Origin of the sequence: Nonomuraea sp. NPDC052116, assembly GCF_040680035.1 — a bacterium.
In the GTDB taxonomy this organism is placed as follows: Bacteria; Actinomycetota; Actinomycetes; order Streptosporangiales; family Streptosporangiaceae; genus Nonomuraea; species Nonomuraea angiospora_A.
The window spans coordinates 78555-97195 of record NZ_JBFAWA010000023.1; the positions used below are offsets into that span (position 1 = coordinate 78555).

21 protein-coding genes are annotated in these 18641 nt (G+C 71.8%); 16 read left to right on the forward strand and 5 right to left on the reverse strand.

Annotated elements, in window-relative coordinates; all coding sequences use genetic code 11:
- Positions 1-86: 86 nt before the first annotated feature.
- From AB0L65_RS37430 to AB0L65_RS37455, 6 genes are all read left to right on the forward strand, one after another.
- A complete protein-coding gene (locus tag AB0L65_RS37430; RefSeq protein WP_350741585.1) occupies positions 87-908 on the forward strand; it encodes a helix-turn-helix transcriptional regulator in 822 nt (273 codons plus the stop codon).
- Positions 909-1145 (forward strand): DUF397 domain-containing protein, encoded by a 237-nt coding sequence (locus tag AB0L65_RS37435; protein ID WP_185072716.1) that lies wholly within the window; start codon positions 909-911, stop codon positions 1143-1145.
- Between the two features lie 88 nt (positions 1146-1233).
- Entirely contained in the window at positions 1234-1491 is a 258-nt protein-coding gene (locus tag AB0L65_RS37440; RefSeq protein WP_350741570.1) for a hypothetical protein, read from the forward strand.
- A gap of 43 nt (positions 1492-1534) precedes the next feature.
- Positions 1535-2293, forward strand: a complete 759-nt coding sequence (locus tag AB0L65_RS37445) for a hypothetical protein (protein ID WP_350741572.1) — start codon at positions 1535-1537, stop codon at positions 2291-2293.
- A 20-nt stretch (positions 2294-2313) separates the two neighbouring features.
- Positions 2314-3195 carry a maleylpyruvate isomerase family mycothiol-dependent enzyme gene (locus tag AB0L65_RS37450; protein WP_364255504.1) on the forward strand — a complete coding sequence of 294 codons (882 nt, stop codon included), beginning with the start codon at positions 2314-2316 and terminating at the stop codon, positions 3193-3195.
- A gap of 106 nt (positions 3196-3301) precedes the next feature.
- Complete coding sequence (locus AB0L65_RS37455) at positions 3302-3568, forward strand: sigma factor (protein WP_364255507.1); 267 nt, start codon at positions 3302-3304, stop codon at positions 3566-3568.
- Positions 3569-3572: 4 nt separating this feature from the next.
- Here AB0L65_RS37455 and AB0L65_RS37460 read toward each other — a convergent pair whose 3' ends face one another.
- The 3 genes from AB0L65_RS37460 to AB0L65_RS37470 are packed head-to-tail and all read right to left on the reverse strand — an operon-like array spanning position 3573 to position 5812.
- Positions 3573-4157 carry a histidine phosphatase family protein gene (locus AB0L65_RS37460; protein WP_364255510.1) on the reverse strand — a complete coding sequence of 195 codons (585 nt, stop codon included), beginning with the start codon at positions 4155-4157 and terminating at the stop codon, positions 3573-3575.
- 38 nt (positions 4158-4195) lie between these two features.
- Positions 4196-5116, reverse strand: a complete 921-nt coding sequence (locus AB0L65_RS37465; protein WP_364255513.1) for a TIGR03621 family F420-dependent LLM class oxidoreductase — start codon at positions 5114-5116, stop codon at positions 4196-4198.
- A 51-nt stretch (positions 5117-5167) separates the two neighbouring features.
- Positions 5168-5812 (reverse strand): hypothetical protein, encoded by a 645-nt coding sequence (locus tag AB0L65_RS37470; protein WP_364255515.1) that lies wholly within the window; start codon positions 5810-5812, stop codon positions 5168-5170.
- A gap of 97 nt (positions 5813-5909) precedes the next feature.
- Here AB0L65_RS37470 and AB0L65_RS37475 point away from each other — a divergent pair, with 97 nt between their 5' ends.
- The 10 genes from AB0L65_RS37475 to AB0L65_RS37520 all read left to right on the forward strand — a co-directional run bounded on the left by AB0L65_RS37475 (position 5910) and on the right by AB0L65_RS37520 (position 14893).
- On the forward strand, positions 5910-6692 hold the full coding sequence (locus tag AB0L65_RS37475) for a phytanoyl-CoA dioxygenase family protein (protein ID WP_357729585.1): 783 nt from the start codon (positions 5910-5912) through the stop codon (positions 6690-6692).
- Positions 6685-7641: a phosphotriesterase-related protein gene (locus AB0L65_RS37480; RefSeq protein ID WP_364255518.1), complete on the forward strand. Its 957-nt coding sequence runs from the start codon at positions 6685-6687 to the stop codon at positions 7639-7641. Before AB0L65_RS37475 ends, AB0L65_RS37480 begins: the two co-directional genes overlap by 8 nt.
- On the forward strand, positions 7638-8840 hold the full coding sequence (locus tag AB0L65_RS37485; RefSeq protein WP_364255521.1) for a cytochrome P450: 1203 nt from the start codon (positions 7638-7640) through the stop codon (positions 8838-8840). Before AB0L65_RS37480 ends, AB0L65_RS37485 begins: the two co-directional genes overlap by 4 nt.
- Positions 8837-9682 carry an SDR family oxidoreductase gene (locus AB0L65_RS37490; RefSeq protein ID WP_364255524.1) on the forward strand — a complete coding sequence of 282 codons (846 nt, stop codon included), beginning with the start codon at positions 8837-8839 and terminating at the stop codon, positions 9680-9682. Before AB0L65_RS37485 ends, AB0L65_RS37490 begins: the two co-directional genes overlap by 4 nt.
- A gap of 108 nt (positions 9683-9790) precedes the next feature.
- On the forward strand, positions 9791-10648 hold the full coding sequence (locus AB0L65_RS37495; RefSeq protein WP_364255527.1) for a Gfo/Idh/MocA family oxidoreductase: 858 nt from the start codon (positions 9791-9793) through the stop codon (positions 10646-10648).
- 198 nt (positions 10649-10846) lie between these two features.
- Positions 10847-11803, forward strand: a complete 957-nt coding sequence (locus AB0L65_RS37500) for an ABC transporter substrate-binding protein (protein WP_364255530.1) — start codon at positions 10847-10849, stop codon at positions 11801-11803.
- Positions 11804-11805: 2 nt separating this feature from the next.
- On the forward strand, positions 11806-12840 hold the full coding sequence (locus AB0L65_RS37505) for an iron ABC transporter permease (RefSeq protein WP_355206361.1): 1035 nt from the start codon (positions 11806-11808) through the stop codon (positions 12838-12840).
- Positions 12837-13610: an ABC transporter ATP-binding protein gene (locus AB0L65_RS37510; RefSeq protein ID WP_364255533.1), complete on the forward strand. Its 774-nt coding sequence runs from the start codon at positions 12837-12839 to the stop codon at positions 13608-13610. Before AB0L65_RS37505 ends, AB0L65_RS37510 begins: the two co-directional genes overlap by 4 nt.
- The gene (locus AB0L65_RS37515; protein ID WP_364255536.1) at positions 13607-14245 is read left to right on the forward strand and encodes an adenosylcobinamide amidohydrolase; all 639 of its coding nucleotides are present in this window, start codon (positions 13607-13609) and stop codon (positions 14243-14245) included. Before AB0L65_RS37510 ends, AB0L65_RS37515 begins: the two co-directional genes overlap by 4 nt.
- Before the next feature lie 63 nt (positions 14246-14308).
- Positions 14309-14893, forward strand: a complete 585-nt coding sequence (locus tag AB0L65_RS37520) for a Uma2 family endonuclease (protein ID WP_350728677.1) — start codon at positions 14309-14311, stop codon at positions 14891-14893.
- Here the strand turns inward: AB0L65_RS37520 and AB0L65_RS37525 are convergent.
- Positions 14836-16536 (reverse strand): hydantoinase B/oxoprolinase family protein, encoded by a 1701-nt coding sequence (locus AB0L65_RS37525; protein ID WP_364255539.1) that lies wholly within the window; start codon positions 16534-16536, stop codon positions 14836-14838. The two genes, AB0L65_RS37520 and AB0L65_RS37525, sit on opposite strands and share 58 nt — an antisense overlap.
- Positions 16521-18563, reverse strand: a complete 2043-nt coding sequence (locus AB0L65_RS37530) for a hydantoinase/oxoprolinase family protein (RefSeq protein WP_364255542.1) — start codon at positions 18561-18563, stop codon at positions 16521-16523. The genes AB0L65_RS37525 and AB0L65_RS37530 overlap by 16 nt, the downstream gene beginning before the upstream one ends.
- Positions 18564-18641 lie beyond the last annotated feature (78 nt).

Consider the following 18641-nt stretch of genomic DNA (forward strand, 5'->3'; position numbering starts at 1 on the left):
GCGGCCCACCGCGTCGCAAGGAAACGAACAAGGAGCAGCACGTGTCCATTGATCCGCCCGGTTCTGCTTCGACCGTTCGGCGCATCATGCTGGGGGCGAGTCTCAGGCGCCTGCGTGAGGCCAGCGGGCTCGACCGCGGACAGGCCGGATTCCACATCCGGGCGTCCGAGTCCAAGATCAGCCGGATGGAGCTCGGGCGGGTCGGCTTCAAGACACGTGACGTGGAAGACCTGCTCACCCTGTACGGCGTCGTCGACGATGCCGAGCGCCGTGCCCTGCTGGAGATGGTTCGCGAGGCCAACACCCCCGGGTGGTGGCACAAGTACTCGGCCGAGCTGCCTTCATGGTTCACCACCTACGTGGGCCTGGAGGAGGCCGCCGAGATGATCCGCACCTACGAGGTGCAGTTCGTGCCCGGTTTGTTGCAGACTGCCTCGTATGCGCGATCGGTATTCCAGCTTGGCAACCCCGGTCTGAGTCCGGACAAAATCGAACGCCGCGTGCATATGCGCATGCAGCGTCAGGAGCGCTTCACCCAGAAGGACGGACCCCGCCTGTGGGCCGTCATCGACGAGGCGGCGCTCAAGAGGACCATCGGCGGGCGGGAGGTCATGGCGGAGCAGCTCCAGCATCTGCTGGAAGTGGCTGCCCTTCCCAACATCACCATTCAGGTGATGCCCTTCAGGTTCGGCAAGCACGCCGCTGAAGGGGGCGCGTTCAGCATCTTGCGGTTTCCCGAGTCCGACTTGTCGGACGTTGTCTACGTCGAGCAGCTATGGGGTGCCCTGTACCTGGACAAACGCGAGGACATCGACCCGTACCTCACGGCCATGGAGCAGTTGTGCGTGGAGAGCACCACGCCAGGGGGCACCGTCGAGCTCATCGGCGGTCTTCTCAGAAAGATGTAGATGAACCAGACCTACAACGGCATGCCCGCGGCGAACCTGACGCAGGTCGCCTGGCGCAAGAGCCGCTACAGCAACTCGCAGGGCAACTGCGTGGAGCTCGCCGAGCTTCCTGACGGGGGGATCGCGGTCCGCAACTCGCGCTTCCCCGACGGCCCTGCCCTCATCTATACCCGCGACGAGATCCGGGCCCTGGTGCTCGGGGTTAAGGACGGAGAGTTCGACGGCCTGCTCGTTTAACAGCCTTGTAACCTCCGGCGCGCCCGCTTAACGGGGGCGCGCCGGAGGCTTAACAGCCCGGCCTTCTGTTGCCGCGAGGATCAGGGTCATGCTCGACCAGATGACCCTGTATCCGATCGCCGACGACGTGCTGTTCGCACCGGGCGGCAAGGTCGTGATCCGTACGTATGGAGTGGCGCCCGCCACCACGGGGGCCTCCGTCTCTTACCGGACCTGGGTGACCGGCATCCGCGACCAGCCGCGGTACTGGCACTGGGGCCACTTCGAGGACGCCGCCTCCGGGCACCGCAGGGTCCTGGAGTGGCTCACGGGGCGGGGGCCGCAACCTTCCCAAGCGCTGACCTGATCGCTATCCTCGTGCCAAGCAACCGCTTGGTAGAGGAGGCGTGGTGCGGCGCGCGATCCACCTGATCGAGGAGGTCGACTTCCGGCCGATGAACTCCAGGCGGCCCCTGGAGTACCTCACCTGGCTGACCCGCTACAAGCGCGAGGACGAGAGCCGTGCCGCGCCCTCGCTCACCTCCGGCATGTCCATCAGGTCCCGCGAGATCGACCTGGTGGGCGCCTTCTACGCCGTCGGCATCACCGGCCATCCGCAGTTCAAGGCCGTCACGCTGTGGGACTGCCACGGCGGGTGGGACGGCGGCTGGCGGCAGATGATGGAGATCTACCAGGGCGTCGACGAGCGGCTCTTCCTGTCCGACATCGACGACCTGCGCTTCTCCGCCTTCTCCCGGCCCCTCGGCGCCGTGCCCGGCTGCCCGCCGCTGTCCGAGGCGCCCGCCGCCGAGCTCTACCTCTTCGAGAGCGCCCGGGTGCGCCCGGGGGCCGCGCTCGACTACCTGCACGCCGTGCGCACCGAGCGGGCGCCGCTGCTCGCCGAGCACGGCCACACCCTGGTCGGGCTGTACGAGGTGCTGTTCTGCGACACCGAGGCCGTCACCGTCTGGGCCGTCTCCCTCGACGACCACCTGGCCACCCAGCGCGCCCGCGACGCCGCCCTGGGCCTCGACGACGAGGTCGCGCCCGATTCCCGGCTTCTGGACTGGAGCAAACGGGCTCGCGACTATCTGGAAGGCCCCTGGCGTGAGACGCTTCTGGCACCGTTCCCCGGTTGCCGCCTGGCGCCGGAGGTCCCGCCGGGTTAGCGTCGGCTGCGGAGGTGGCCATGACGGACTCCTACCTCTCCAACGGGCAGAGCCCCGACGAGCACGTCGCCGCGTGCCCCGACTGCCGTGCCGCCATCGCGCTGCTCGACCATCCCGATCCGGCGGCGGAGCCGCCGCCCACGCTGCGCGAGGCGGTGCTGTCCAAGGCGCGCCGCCGCCGCAGCCCGGCCGTGCTGGGCGTGTCGTCCGTGGTGGTCCCGTACGCGGAGCAGGTCGCGCTCATGGACGACCTGCTCGGCGAGCTGAGCGGGCCCCAGTGGGAGGCCCCGATCGCCAGGCACGGCACGGTCAGGGGGCTGGTGGAGCACCTGGCGGCCAACGACGCGACCGTGGCCCGGTTCATGGGCGTGCGCGGCATGAGCGGCCTGCCCGTGCACCGGCGCTGGCGCGAGCAGGCCGGCAGCCTGCTCGAACGGGTCTCCGCCGGCAGCGAGGTGCTGCTCGGCGTCGAGGTCGCGCTGGCGGGGGTCCGGCCGGCCCGCGCGCCGCTGCGCCAGGCCCTGATCCAGCGCACGTTCGAGACGTGGACGCACGCCGACGACATCAGGGCCGCCACCGACCGCTCCCAGGAGCCGCCGCGTCCCGAGCACGTGCACATGATCGCCGAGTTCGGGCTGGCGCTGCTGCCCCGGGCGATGCGGGAGCCGCGCCGCGACGTCTCGGCCACCGTCGTGCTGACCGGGCCGGGCGGCGGCACCTGGACGATCCCGCTGTCGCCCACCTCCGACCACGTCGCCGTGCTGCTGTCGGCCGGCGCGGTGGACTTCTGCCGGCTGCTGGCCAACCGCCGGCCGTCCGACTCCTTCCCGTACGCCGCCGAGGGCGACTCCGCCCTCGCCCGCGACATGATCAGCGCCGCCGCCACGTTGGGGTGTGACTGATGGCGAGGGAGCGCCGTCGCCTGGAGGAGCGGCGGGAGCGAAGCGACCAGAGCGGGGGAAGGCGACGGCATCGAGGGCGACCGAGTTCGCCTCACGGAGTGAGGCCATGAACACAGACATGGAGCTGTGCACGCGGCTGACCGCCGGTGACCTCGACGCGCTGGCCGACGCCTACGACCAGCACGGATCGTACGTGTACGGGGTCGCGGTCAGGGTCACCGGCAGCCAGGCGCACGCCGAGGAGATCACCCAGAACGTGTTCACGGCCCTGTGGGAGCAGCCGCTCTCCTACGACCCCGCGCTGGGGTCGTTACGCGGCTGGCTCGTCAGCCGGGCCCTGCACGAGTCGGCCGTGCGCTCGAAGGTCGGCTGACCCGTCAGCTGATCGGGGCGTTCCAGGTCAGGAGCACGGGCTCGGCGTGCTCGAAGCCGAGCCGCGAGTACGTGCCCGTGTCCAGCTTCAGCAGCCTGCCCTCCTCGGGCCCGAGGCCCAGCCAGCGGGCGGCCAGCACGCGCAGGAAGTGCCCGTGCGCCACCAGCGCCACCTGCCCCCCGGCCTTCCTGGCCCGCTCGATCACCCGGTCGGCGCGGGCGGCGACCTGCTCGGCGCTCTCCCCGGGGTGCTCGGCGTCGCCGGGGATCACGCCGTCCCGCCACAGGTACCAGCCGGGGTGGCTCTCGCGGATCTTCGGCGTGGTGATCCCCTCGTAGCCGCCGTAGTCCCACTCCCACAGGTCCGGGTCCACCTCGTAGCCGGTCAGGCCGGCCAGCTCCGCCGTACGCCGTGCGCGCTGGGCGGGGGAGACCAGCACCAGGTCGAACGACTGCCCCTTGACCAGCGGCGCCAACGCCCTGGCCTGGTCCTCGCCGTGCTCCGTCAAAGGCAGGTCCGTACGTCCGGTGTGCTGACCCGCCTTGCTCCATTCGGTCTCACCGTGCCGGAGCAGCAGCATCTCTTCCATGGAGTCCATCATCCGGTATGCCCGATTCCGGCCGGGCGTCAGGTGGCGAGCTCCTCGACGACGGGGGCGAAGGCGTCCAGGTCGCGCTCATGATGCACCACGAAATACGAAATATCGTGCTCATCCCGCCAATAGCGGAGCTTGTCGATGATGTCGGCGCGGGTCCCGAGCAGGACCTGCGGCGTCTCGCCGAGCGACGAGCTGTCGGCCGCGCTCCACGCCTCCTCCGCCTTCCGCTCGCCCACCTGCACCACGCTCGTCCCCAGCTCCAGCGCGTCGTAGCGCTCGCCCGCGGCCTCGCGCACGATCTCGATCTTCCTCAGGAACGCCGCCGGCCCGCCGTCCCGGTCGTCGGGCCCGCTCCCGTCCGGCCGGACCCGCATCCCGAGGTTCACGACGTCCGCCTCTTCGGCCGCCAGCCGCAGCATGCGCGGCCCGCCCCCGCCGAGCGCGATCGGCGGGCACGGCCTCCGTACGGGCTTGGGCTGCTGGTCGAGCCCGTCGATGCGGTAGTGCTTGCCCTGGAAGCTGAACGGCCCGTCCCCCCAGAGCCCCTTGAGCACGGCCACGGCCTCCCGCAGCCGCTCCACCCGCACCCCCGGCGGCTCCAGCGTCAGCCCGGCCCCGTCGTAGTCGCGCGCCATCCACCCGGTCCCGATTCCGACCTCCAGCCGCCCGCCGGACAGCAGGTCGAGCGTGGCCGCCTCCTTGGCCAGCACGGCCGGATGCCGGAAGTCGTTGGCGAACACCAGCGTGCCGACCCGCAGCCGGGTGGTGGCGCAGGCGGCCGCCGTCAGCGCGGCGATGGGGGCGAACCTGGGGCCGACGAGATGGTCGGGCACGAGGAGCACGTCGTACCCCTGTGCTTCGAGCCGCCGCGCCTTCTCCGCCCAGGCCGCGCCCGACCCGGCCTCCCGCACCACCGCCCCGAACCTGAACCGCCGCACGATGCCTCCCATCACCTTGAGCAAGCGCTTGGGCGACACTGTACGCGCCGACCGGCCGCGCGGTCAGCGGGAGGGGAGAGCGAGGGCGATGCCGGTGGCGGCGGCGGTGAAGACGAGCCAGGCCACGCCGCCCACCGCGCCCGGGAGCCCGGCGATCCAGGCGACCGGGATGAGGAACGGCGCCACGATCATGGCGATGGCCGCCCACTTCGGCGCGGCGCTGCGGAGTGCGGCGACCCCCAGCAGCACGAAGCCGAGCAGGCTCAGGAAGAACGTGAACCCGAGGATCGACGTCGGCATCCCCTCGCTCAGCTCCGTGACGAGCCGGTTCGTGGTGGGCACGTCGAGCCCGGCCTTGGCGGCCGCGTAGATGGTGTCGTCGGAGGTCAGGCCGAAGGGCAGGGCCATGGCGAAGGCCAGGATCATGCCCACCAGCCCCAGCGCGGGCCGCCCCGACCGGGCCACCTTGCTCACCGCGAAGATCGCGGGGATGAGGGTGACGGCGCCGAGGGCGGCGACCCAGCTCCAGAGCGCGTACGCGCCGAGGTCGGCGACGATGGCGCGGATGTACGGCTCGCCCTCGGCCGTGGCGTCGAACGGGCCGAGCAGGAGCGACACGGCGACGGTGAGCGGTGAGATCGCGGCGCAGGCGATCATCGCGCTCCGGGTGAAACCGGCGGTGGAGGAGGTTGTCTCAACTGTGGTCATGCCCCGAGGGTGAGCCCGCGGGGGCGGGGCGTGCATGAGTAGGGGCTACTCAAATCGCGGGTTTACCAAGCGCTTGCTTAGGTGCCAGACTGGGGGCATGGAGATCCCGGTGCGCCAGGTGACGGACGACGAGGCGGCGTTCTTCGGCGAGCACGGCTGGGTGCGGCTCGGCCGGCTGATCGACCCGGGCACCGCCGCGGCCCTGCGCGAACGCGCCACCGGCTTGCTGAACGGCCGGTCCAGGAGCCACGAGACGCTGGTCGACGAGGCGTTCGGGCAGTCGAGGGACATCGCGGCGAGCGACGAGATGTTCGGCGCGCTGACGTCGAGCCCCGAGATGGGGCGCAACGCCGTACGGCTGCTGCGCGGCGTCCGGGCCGTGCGCGTGCAGGTCACCAACCTCCTGGTCAAGGAGGCGGGGGAGCACGGCGCGACCGAGTTCCACCAGGACTTCCCCTGGATGCCGATGGACCGCTCGGCCATGCTGACCGTCTGGCTGGCCCTCGCCGACGTGCCCGCCGACATGGGGTCGCTGCGCTTCTACGACCGTTCGCACCGGTACGGGCTGCTCGGCCGGAGCTTCACCCGCCCGGGGGACGACCAGCTCACCCAGCACCCGTGGCTCAAGGAGCTGGAGCTGTCGCCGCCGCTCGACCTCAAGGCGGGCGACGCCACCGTGCACCACGCCCTGACCGTGCACGGCGCGCCCGCGAACCGCCGCGACAGCCCGCGCCTGTCGTTCACCGTCACGTACTTCGACGCCGACGCCCTCTACACCGGCCTGCCCTACCGGCAGACCGACGGGCTCGGGCTCGAGGTCAACCGGCCGTTCGAGCACGAGAGGTTCCCCGTCGTGAGCCTCGGAGGCCGGGATGCCTGAGACCGTACGGGGGCCGGTGGCGGAGCTCGGAGCGACGCTCATGCACGAGCACGTCTTCGGGCTGAGCCCCGAGATCCTGTGGAGCTGGCCGGACATCCCCGAGGGCTGGGACCTCGAGACGCGGGCGCGCGAGGCGGCGGGCAAGCTCGACGCGCTCAAGGCCGAGGGCATCGACACGATCGTGGACCTGACCGTGGTGGGGCTCGGCAGGTACATCCCCGCCGTCCGGCGCGTGGCCGAGCTGACCGGCGTGAACATCGTGGCCGCCACCGGCCTGTACACCTACGACGCGCTGCCGCCGTACTTCGCCAACCGGGGCCCGGGGTCGCTGTTCGGGGGGCCGGACCGGCTGGCCGAGTTCTTCGTACGGGACATCGTCGAGGGGATCGGGCGGTCCGGCGTCAAGGCGGCCATGCTCAAGTGCGCCTCCGACCACCTGGGGATGACCAAGGGCTGCGAGCGGGTGTTCCGGGCGGTCGCGCAGGCGCACCTGGAGACCGGCACGCCGATCACCACGCACTCCCACAGCGCCTCCAGGGGCGGCCTCGAACAGCAGCGCCTCCTGGGCGAGCTCGGCGTGGACCTGGGCAAGGTGGTCATCGGGCACGCCGGGGACTCCACCGACGTGGCCTACCTGGAAGAGCTGATCGCCAACGGCTCCTACCTCGGCATGGACCGCTTCGGCATCGAGACGATCAGCCCGTTCGAGGACCGCGTGGAGATCGTGGCGAAGCTATGCGAGCGCGGACACGCCGGAAAAATGGTCTTAAGTCACGACTCGTACTGCTTCAACGACCGCTTCGACGCCGACGTCGTACGGCGGCGCCACCCCAACTACCACCTTCTCCACGTCCCCCGCGACGTCGTTCCCGAGCTCCGCAAGAGGGGCGTCACGGACGACCAGGTCCACCAGATGCTCGTCGACAACCCGCGGAGGATCTTCGCATGACCGGTGACATCGAGGACTTCGACGTCGGCGCGGACTGGCACGTCGCCGCCCCGTACGACTTCCTTCGCAGGCTGCGCCGGGAGCGGCCGGTCTTCCGCAGCGAGCACCTCGGCGCGTACGTCCTGACCCGCCACCCCGACGTGCGCGCGGCCTACGGCGACCCGCGGCGCTTCTCCTCCAAGGGCTCGCTCACGATCTCCCGCAGCCTCACCAGCGAGACCAGGGAGAAGCTGGGCGAGCACGGCTCGTTCCTGTCCAGCTTCGTGGCGAACGTGGACCCGCCCGACCACACCCGCCTGCGCCGGTCGGTGTCGAAGGCGTTCACGCCGCGCGCCGTGGCGGCCATGGAGCAGGAGTTCCGGCGGCTCAACGAGGACCTGCTCGACCGCCTGGAGCCGCGCAAGAGCGCCGACTTCGTCGGCGAGATCGGCCACGAACCGTCCATCAAGCTGACCGCCCGCTTCATCGGCGTGCCCGAGGCCGACGAGGCGTTCGTGCAGGCGCACGTCAAGGACTGGTTCCAGCTCTTCCTGTCGCCGCAGCCGCCGGAGCGCCAGCTCGAACTCGCCGGCAGCTTCCTGACCTATCTCGACTACGTGGACCGCCTGGTCGCCTCCCGGGCCAAGGACCCGCAGGACGACTTCACGTCCCTGATGACCTCCCTGATCGGCGCGGAGCTGACCCATCGCGAGGTCGTCGAGCTGATCTCCACGATCCTGCTCGGCGGCAACGACACCGTCCCCAACCAGCTCGGCAACACCGTCCTGCGCCTGCTGCGGGAGGACGCCTGGCCGGTGCCGCCCGACCTGGTCGCGAACGCCGCCGAGGAGTGCATGCGCATCGACGGCGCGTCGCTGGGCTCGTTCCGCTACGCCGTGACCGACATCCCTCTGCACGGCGTGACGATCCCGGCCGGAGCCCTCGTCCTGCTCTCCACCGACTCCGCCGCCCACGACGAGAGCGTCTTCCCCGAGCCCGAGCGCTTCCTGATCGACCGGCCGAACGCCGCCGAGCACATGGTCTTCGGCTACGGCATCCACTTCTGCGTCGGCGCCGCGCTCGGCCGCCTGCAGCTGCGCACCGCGCTCGACGTGCTCAGCCGCCGCCTGCCCGGCCTGCGGCTCGTCCCCGGCGAGCCGGTCGCCCACCGCAGGTCGATCGTCGGCCGCGGCCTGACGTCCCTGGCGGTGGAGTGGTGAGCGGCCGCCCCTCGGGCCGGTTCGTCCCAGGCCGGTTCGACGGGCGGGTCGCGATGGTGACGGGCGCGGGCTCGGGCATCGGCGCGGCCTGCGCGGCGCGCCTGGCCGCCGAGGGAGCCTGCGTCGGCGTCCTGGACCTGCGCGCGGCCGGGGCGAAGTCCACCGCGGCCGGCATCCGCGCCCGCGGCGGCACGGCCATGGCCCTGACCTGCGACGTCTCCGACGAGAAGCAGGTGGAGGAGGCGGTCGCGGCCCTGGTGACGTCGTTCGGCCGGGTGGACGTCCTGCACTCCAACGCCGCCGCGCTCGACGCCGCCGTCTACGGCCGCGACCGGGATCTCGACTCGCTCGACGTCGAGGTCTGGGACCGCACGATGGAGGTCAACCTGCGCGGCGCCATGCTCATGGTCAAGCACACGGTGCCCGCCATGCCGGACGGCGGCGCCATCGTCCTCATGTCGTCGGTGTCCGCCCTGGTCGGGGACGAGGTCCACGCCGCGTACGGGGCCTCGAAGGCGGCCCTGATCGGCTTCACCCGCTACGTGGCCACGATGTACGGCTCCCGCGGCGTCCGCTGCAACGCCGTCGCCCCCGCCCTCGTCCTCACCCAGGCCGCCCAGCGGGCCCTGAGCCAGGGGCAGCTTGCCGACAAGGCCGCCGAACGGCTCCTGCCGTGGCCGTGCACCCCCGACGACGTCGCGAACCTGGTGTGCTTCCTCGCCTCCGACGAGGCCCGCTGCATCACCGGACAGACCCTGACCATCGACTCCGGCACCCTGGCCCACCGCCCGCAGCACGCCGTCCAACGCTGGCGCGACCTGAACGACGGCGGGGCTCACTGACGCCGATGGGCGGGCGCCGCGCGGGGCACCCGCCCATCGAGCCACCGGCCGTCATGCCGGTGGTATGGGAAGATCCTCCCCATACATGCGGTGAACAGGGGAGGTCTCATGGAGCCGGTGGCGGTCGGGCTGATCGGAGCGGGCCCGTGGGCCGAGATGGCGCACGCGCCGATGCTGTCCAAGGGGCCGCACACGCGGCTGGCCGGGGTGTGGGCCCGCCGTCCCGAGGCGGCCGCCCGGCTCGGAGCGCCGGTGTTCGAGCGCGTCGAGGAGCTGTTCGACGCCTGCGAGGCCGTGGCGTTCTGCGTGCCGCCCGCCGTACAGGCCGAGCTCGGCGTCCGCGCCGCCCGCGCGGGCAAGGCGCTGCTGCTGGAGAAGCCGCTCGCGGACACGCTGGACGGCGCGCGGCGCCTGGCCGAGGCCGTCGCGGAGGCGGGCGTCGCCTCCCAACTGGTGCTCACCCTGCGGTACGCCCCCCAGGCCCGCGCCTTCCTGGCCCGGTGCCGCGAGATCCAGCCGTTCGGCGGCCACGCCGCGAACATCTCCGGCACCCTCCTCGGCGACCACCCCTTCGCCACCCCCTGGCGGCTGGAGCGCGGCGTGCTGCTCGACGTCGGCCCGCACGTGATCGACCTGCTGGGCGCCGCGCTCGGCCCGGTGACCGGCGTGCGCGCGCACGGCGACCCGCTCGGCTGGACCGGCCTGCTGCTCGAGCACGAGGGCGGCGCGGTCTCCGAGGCGTCGCTGTGCATGGCCGCGGTCGGCGACCTGCCGCCCTCGACGTTCGCCGTGTACGGCCGCACCGGCAGCGCCGTGCTCCCGCACTTCGACGACGATCCCCTGGACACCATCGCCGAGGAGTTCGCCGGAACCGTGCGGAACGGCGGTGGCCACCCGCTCGACGCCGCCCACGGGCTCAGGCTCCAGGAGATCATCGCCGAGGCGGAGTCCCAACTGGCCCCTTGACGCCGCGGGCATCCGGAGGATTGATAGCGTTTGTCCGATGCGCAGGGTCGCAGCGAAGTCCGGTGCGAGTCCGGCGCTGTCCCGCAACTGTCATAGCCAGGTCGCCTGCCTCTGCGCTGACGTCATCAACCCTCGTGGAAAAGGGTGATCCGTCGCTCAAACGCGGGTCTCTCGGTTCCGACAGTGAAAGGACTACTCGTGAGGCCCCGACGTACGGCCCTCGCGGGCGCGCTGCTGGGAACGCTGATCCTGGCCGGATGCGGCCAGACCGGCACCACAGCCACCCCGTCCGCCGCCCCCAGCGCTTCCCCCGCCCCCGCGTCCTCGGCAGATTTCCCCGTCACCGTCGAGGCGGGCAACGGCAAGGTCACCCTCGCCAAGAAGCCCGAGCGGATCGTCTCCCTCTCGGCCACCCACACCGAGACGCTCTTCGCCATCGGCGCGGGCCCCCAGGTCGTCGCCGTGGACGACCAGTCGAACTACCCGGCCGAGGCCCCCAAGACCGACCTGTCCGGCTTCAAGCCCAACGTCGAGGCCATCGTCGCCCAGAAGCCCGACCTGGTCATCGTCTCCAACGACATCGACCAGATCGTCGCCGAGCTGGGCAAGGTGAACGTGCCCGTCCTGCTCGAACCCGCCGCCACCAAGCTCGACGAGGCGTACGAGGAGATCGCCGAGATCGGCGCGGCCACCGGCAACCAGGCCAAGGCCGACGAGGTCGTCTCCGGCATGAAGACGGCCATGGACAAGCTGGCCGCCGAGGCGCCCAAGGACAAGAAGCTCACCTACTACCACGAGCTCGACCAGACGCCGTACGCGGCGACGTCCCAGACGTTCATCGGCCAGGTCTACGGCCTGTTCGGCCTCACCAACATCGCGGACAAGGCGCCCGACCAGGCGGGCGGCTATCCGAAGCTGTCGGCCGAGTTCGTGGCCCAGGCGGACCCCGACATGATCTTCCTCGGCGACGTCAAGTGCTGCCAGCAGAGCAAGGACACCCTGGCCAAGCGGCCGGGCTGGAAGGGCCTGTCGGCCATCAAGAACGACCAGGTGATCCAGCTCGACGACGACCTGGCCTCCCGCTGGGGGCCGCGCGTCGTCCAGCTCGCCGAGTCCATCGGCGCCGCGGTCGCCAAGGCCGGGGCCAAGAGCTGACCATGGCGGCGCAGGCCGGCCCGTCGAGGGCCAGACCACTCTGGATCGCGTGCGCCCTGGGCGTGCTGGCCGTCTGCATGATCGCCGGGCTGCTGGACGGGGCGGCCGACATCTCGCCCTGGCAGGTGGTGCTCCAGGCCGTGGACTGGCTGCCGTTCGTGCACGTGGACTCCGGGCTCGCGCCGGTCGAGCAGGGGCTGCTGTTCGAGCTGCGGCTGCCGCGGGTGCTGGTGGCCGCGGTGGTCGGAGGGCTGCTGGCCATGGCGGGGGCGGGGTACCAGGGCGTGTTCCGCAACCCGCTCGCCGACCCGTACCTGCTGGGGGCCGCGGCCGGGGCCGGCCTGGCGACGACCGTGGCCATCGTGCTGCTGCCGGAGTCGGGCGCGAGCATCCCCGTCGCGGCCTTCCTCGGGGCCGTGGGCGGGGTGTTCCTCGCGTACACGCTCGGCAACACCGCCGGACGCTCCGGCGGCACCGCGACGCTGGTGCTGGCCGGGGTGGCGGTCACCTCGTTCCTGACCGCGATCCAGACGTTCATCCAGCAGTTCAAGGTCGAGGAGTTGCAGCGCGTCTACTCGTGGATCCTCGGCGACGTCGGCGGCGGGTGGGACCAGTTCTGGCTGGTGCTGCCGTACGCGGCCGTCTCGGCCGTGCTGCTCCTGCTGCACGGGCGGATGCTCGACGTGCTGTCCGTGGGCGACGAGGAGGCCACCAGCCTCGGCGTGCGGGCGGCCAGGGTGCGCCTCACCGTGCTGCTGGCCGCCTCCCTGGCCACCGCGGCGGCCGTGGCGGTGAGCGGGCTGATCGGGTTCGTGGGCATCGTCATCCCGCACATCGTGCGGCGGCTGGCGGGCGGCTCGTACCGGATCGTCCTGCCGCTGTCGCTGATCGGCGGCGGGGCGTTCCTGGTGCTGGCCGACCTCATCGCGCGTACGGTGATCGCGCCCGCCGAGCTGCCGATCGGAGTGGTGACCATGTTCGTGGGGGCGCCGTTCTTCGTCGGTGTCCTGCGCATGACGAGGCGGACGGCGACGTGATCAGCACCCAGGCGCTGTCGGTGCGGCTCGGCGACCGCGAGGTCGTGTCCGACGTCTCGCTCCAGGTGCGCCGCGGCGAGTGGCTGGCGATCATCGGGCCCAACGGGGCGGGCAAGTCCACCCTGCTCAAGGCCGTCATGGGCCTCGTCGCGCACCGGGGCGAGGTCACGCTGGACTCCCGCCCGGCGGCCCGGCTCAAGCCCCGCGAACGTGCCCGCCTGCTGGCCTACGCCCCCCAGACCCCCGCCCTGCCGCCCGACATGACGGTCTTCGACTACGCGCTGCTCGGGCGCACCCCGTACATCCCCTACCTGGGCCGCGAGAGCGCGCACGACCGGGAGGTCACCGCCGGCGTGCTCGAACGGCTCGACCTGACCGCGCTCGCCATGCGGCGCGCGGGGGAGCTGTCCGGCGGCGAGCGCCAGCGCGTGGTGCTGGCCAGGGCGCTCGCCCAGGAGGCGCCCGTCCTGCTGCTGGACGAGCCCACGACGGCCCTGGACCTCGGGCACCAGCAGCAGGTGCTGGAGCTGGTGGACCGGCTGCGGCGGGCGGACGGCCTGACCGTCGTCACCACCCTGCACGACCTGACCGTCGCCGGCCTCTACGCCGACTCCCTGCTCCTGCTGGCCGACGGGCGCGCGGTGGCCTCCGGCAAGCCCGCCCAGGTGCTCACCGAGCCGTTGGTGGGACGGCACTTCGACGCCCATGTCAAGATCGAGCCGGGGCCGGACGGCCGGCCCGTCGTGCACCTGGTCAGGGGAGGGTCATGAAGCTCACATATCGGGTGGAGGACGGGGCGCGGCTGGGAGCGCTGCTGTGGGAGTTCGGGCCGGGCTGGCGGATGATCTCCTCCGCGCTGCTCGGCGGCGGGATCGGCCCGCGCGAGTGGGTGCTGAACGCGCAGGTGGTGGCCGGATATTCACGGATGGACCCGGTCGACCACCTGCTGTCGTTAGGTCCGGCGGGGGACGGCGTCGGCATGCTGACCGCCGCCTCCGTCGACCGCTGCGTCCAGGCCTCGGACGGCGGCGTGGAGGCGTACGCGACCGTCGGCCTCCGCGTCCCGACCTGGGCCGCCGCCCCGGAGGGGAGCGCGGACCCGGAGCTGGCGCCGATGCGGGTGGGGACCATCAACATCGTGACCGTGCTGCCGGTGGCCCTGACGGACGCGGCCCTGGTCAACGCGGTGATGACGGTCACGGAGGCGAAGTCCCAGGCGCTGATCGAGGCGGGTTTCCCCTGCACGGGTACGGCGTCGGACGCGGTCTGCGTGGCCGCGCCGGCGGACGGGCCCGCGGAGCTGTTCGGCGGGCCGCGCTCGGAGTGGGGCGCCCGCGCGGCCCGCGCCGTCCACGCAGCGGTCCGCCATGGCGCCGAGGCGTGGCGACCTCGTGACTTTAAGTGACGAGATTTGGGCAAGTAGCATGTGGGCGAGGGCGAGAATCCCGATACTGGGTGGGTGACCGCAATGGCGACGATCGAACCGGCGGGGCGCACGGCATTTCCCAGTGCGCCGTTCACTGTCGACGACCTGCTCGAGTTCCCCGACGACGGGAATCGTTACGAGCTCTTCAACGGGAGCCTTGTAGTGAGCCCTGCCCCCATGCCCCTGCATCAGCGTGTCATCAACCGGCTGACGCGGATCCTCGAAGACGCAGCGCCTCCAGGACTGGAGGCTTTGTCATATGTGAACGTCAGCCCAGGCCCCAAGGATCTCTACATCCCCGACATTGTCGTCGTGCCTGAGTCGGCGACCGAGTCGGTGGGGCTCAAGTTCGCCCCCAGCAACCTGCTGCTGGTCGGGGAGGTGGTCAGCCCAAGCACTGGGATGTACGACAGGACGCTCAAAGCGGCGGCATACGCAGCGGCGGGCATTCCTCTTTATTGGCGCGTTGAACCTGACGGGCCAGTACTCTACGTCTACGAACTCGAAGGTGACACCTACAAAGAGCCTGTCGCCTACAAGGCAGGGGCCACGGTGACGCTGTCGTCGCCCTATGCCGTCAGCTTCGATCCCGCCGACTTGGTCGGTCGCCGGTTCTCGAACTCGTAATCCTCGGCCGCCCCTTGTGGCGTGACGCGGCCCGCTTCCAGGTCGGCCAGGATCGCCTCGGGGTCGCGTTCGGCCGGTGGGCCGAGGCCGGCGCCGCCCGTCGTCTCCACGATGAACGCCTCCCCGGCCGCGAACCGCACGTTGTTGACCTTGGACGCCAGCCGTTCCACCGTCCCGTCCAGGTGGCGCCTGAAGAAGCCGCCGAGCCGCCCCGGCTGCCCGCCGGCACGGCCAGGGGGCGGGAGGCGGAGGCGGTCGCCGCGGGTGGTGACGTGGCAGTCGGCCAGGAAACGGTAGACCGTGCGCGAGCCCAGCCCGCCGCGGAAGCGGCCGGGGCCGCCCGAGTCCGGGATGGTCTCCACGGACTCGACGATCAGCGGGCAGCGGCTCTCCACCGGTTCCGCCTGCGGGACCGAGTTGCGGCCGATGCCGAAGTGCACGCCCGTGGCGTCCGGGCCGTCCAGGCCCCGGCGGGCGCCCACGCCGCCGAAGTCGTAGGAGAGGTGGATCCAGTACGGCGCCCCGACGGCGGCGATCGAGAACGGCTGCAAGATCCCGCTGGGGGCGATGGCACGCTCGGGGACGGCGTCGGACATAGCCTGGAAGACGGCCTCCATGGCGGCGTAGATCGGGACGTACCGGCCGCCGCACGGGTAGGGGGAGCGGGCGTTGAGCAGGGAGCCCTCGGGGAGGCGTACGTCGATGGCGCGCAGGCAGCCGTCGTTCATGGGGATCGTGGGGTCGAGGAAGCAGCGGACGGCGAAGACGGCGGCGGCGAGGGACTGCGAGGCCGAGGCGTTGATCGCGGCGGGGACCTGCGGGCCGGTGCCCGCGAAGTCCAGCACGGCTCGTTCGTCGCCGAGGGTGACGGCGACCCGGATTTCATGCGATTTTTCGGGATTTATGCCGTCATCGTCGATCGGGTACGTCGCCTCGAACCTGCCCGCCGGCAGCTCGGCCAGCGCCGCGCGGGTCCTGGCCTCGGTGTAGTCCAGGTAGTCGTCGACGCCCGCGCTCAGGCCCTCCGCGCCGTACTCGCCGACCAGGGTCTCCAGCCGGGCGGCGGCCACCGCCGTCCCGGCCACCAGGGCTCGTACATCGCCCATGACCTTGTCGGGGGTACGGCTGTTGGCCCGCAGGATGGCCTCCACGGTCGGATCCAGGCCCTCCTCGGTGGCCAGGCGCACCGGCGGGAGCTGGAGGCCCTCCAGGAAGATGTCCGTCGCGAGCGGGGCCATTCCGCCTGCCGAGAGGCCGCCCAGGTCGGAGACGTGGATCATGGTGGCGGTGAAGTACGCGGGGGCCCGGCCGACGAAGACCGGGCGGTAGAGGAGCAGGTCGTTGGTGTGCACGCCGCCCCGGTAGGCGTCGTTGAGCACGTACACGTCGCCCGGGTTCATCCGGTCCGCGGGGATGTCCTTGAGGAGCTCGGGGAGCGCCACCTTGAGCGCCATGCTGTTCATGAGGGTGGTGGCCATGGACTGGGCGATCAGGCGGGCCCGGGCGTCGAGGACGGCGGCCGAGGCGTCGGAGCCCTCCACGATGAACGTCGAGTACGCGGAGCGGACCACCACGATGCTGGCCTCTTCCGCCGCGACGACGAGCGCGTTCCTGAGCACCTCGGCGGTCAGGAGGTCCGGCATGTCGTGCTCCTGGTGAGGTGGACGGCGCGGGTCCCGGCGAGGGTGGCGGCCCAGCCGGGCGGGACGACGATCGTGGACTCGGCGTCCTCGATGATCGCGGGGCCGTGGAGCGGGCGGTCGGCCATGGTGTCCCTGGTGTGGACGGGGACCTCGGCGTAGCCGCCGCTCTCCGGGAAGTACGCCCGCCTCGCCCGGGGCACGGCCGCTGCCGTCCCGCCCCCGTCTGCCCCGTCCCCGTCTGCCCCGTTCCCGGTGGTGTCGGGGGGTGGTGAGGTGGGGGCGGTGAGGTGGATGCGGTAGCTGACCAGTTCGATCTCGCCCCGTTGCGCGATCCCGTACACCTCCTCGTACCGTGCGAAGAAGCGGGACGCCAGCACCTCCCGGGAGGACGTCCACGCGACGGTCAGGTCGTGGGACTGGCCCTTGAAGCGGACGTCCACCGACCGTGACACCAGCACCCCGGGGTCCGAGAGTGAGACGCCCAGGTCGGCGGCGGCGTCGGTGGCCAGGGAGGTGAAGACCGCGGAGGAGTCGGGGGCGTCCAGGCGGGACAGGACGCGGTCCGTGGAGAGGGCGCCGGTGAGGAGTCCGGCCGCCGAGGCGACGCCGCAGTGCGCGGGCACCACCACCGTCCCGATCCCGAAGCGCTCCGCGACCCGGGCCGCGTGCATGGGCCCGGCGCCGCCGAAGGCGACCAGGGCGAAGCCGCGCGGGTCGATGCCGCGCTGCACCGTCACCACGTGCACCGCCGACGCCATCGAGGCGCTGACGATCTCGTGCACGGCGTACGCGGCCTCCTCCCGGGAGACCCCGAGCGGCGAGGCCAGCCGGTCGAGGGCCTTGGCGGCCAGGTCCGGGGTCAGGGGGAGCGAAGCGGAGGAGAGGTAGCCGAGGACCAGGTTCGCGTCCGTGACCGTGGGTTCGGAGCCGCCCAGGCCGTAACAGGCGGGCCCGGGGGAGGAGCCCGCCGAGTGCGGGCCGACGCGGAGCGCGCCGGCGGCGTCGAGCCAGGCGACGCTGCCCCCGCCCGCCCCCACCTCCGCCAGGTCGATCGCCGGAGTCTTGATGGGCACGCCGGTGCCGGCCCGCCGGCCGCCGAAGCTGCCCTTGCCGCCGACGTGGAACTCGTTCGTGATCTCGGGCGTCCCGCCGCGCACGACGCACGCCTTGGCGGTGGTCCCGCCCATGTCGAACGAGATCACGTCCGGGAACCCGGTCCCGGCCGCCGCCAGCACCCCCGCCGCCGGGCCCGACTCGATCGTGGCCACCGCGCGCCGGGCGGCCAGCTCGGCGGAGATCACGCCGCCGCTCGACTCCATGACGTGGACGGGCGCGCGGATCCCGATCTCGGCCAGCCGCTCCCGGAGCTGCGAAAGGTACGAAGCCATCAATGGGCCGATATATGCGGACATGATGGTGGTGGTGGCGCGCTCGTACTCGCGGATCTCCGGCCAGATCTCCGACGACGTCACCACGTCCGGGATCGATTCCCGCAGGAGCTCGGCGACCTGTCGCTCATGGGCCGGGTTGGCGTACGAGTGCAGCAGGCAGACCGCCGCCGACCTGATGCCGCGGGCCGTGATCGCAGCGGCGGCCCGGCGTACGGAATCGAGGTCCAGCGGCGTCAGCACCGCGCCGCGCGCCGAGACGCGTTCCACCACCTCGAAGCAGTCGTCCGCGGCCACCGGCGGAGGCGGCGGCGAGAAGCGCAGATCGTAGCGGTCCTCCTCGACCCGCGCGTAGCGCCCGAGCGGGACGGCGGCGCGAAAGCCCTGGGTGGTGACAAAAGCCACCCGGACCCCCTTGCGTTCGAGCACCGCGTTGGTGGCCAGCGTCGTCGCGTGGACGACCCGCGTGACCTGCGCGGGGTCGCGGTCGCCGAGCGCGCGCGTAACGCCGGCCACGATGCCCGCGATGGGGTCGTAGTGGGTGCTCAAACATTTGGCCACGGCAATCGCGCCGAACGTGCCTCCAAGGACCACATCGGTGAAGGTGCCACCGACATCTACGCCGATCGTGTAGCCCACCCAGGTACGTTATGCCCCCTAGCAAGCGCTTGTCTACGTGGCGGTCTATTGACTTACAGCATGCGATTGGGACCCTGG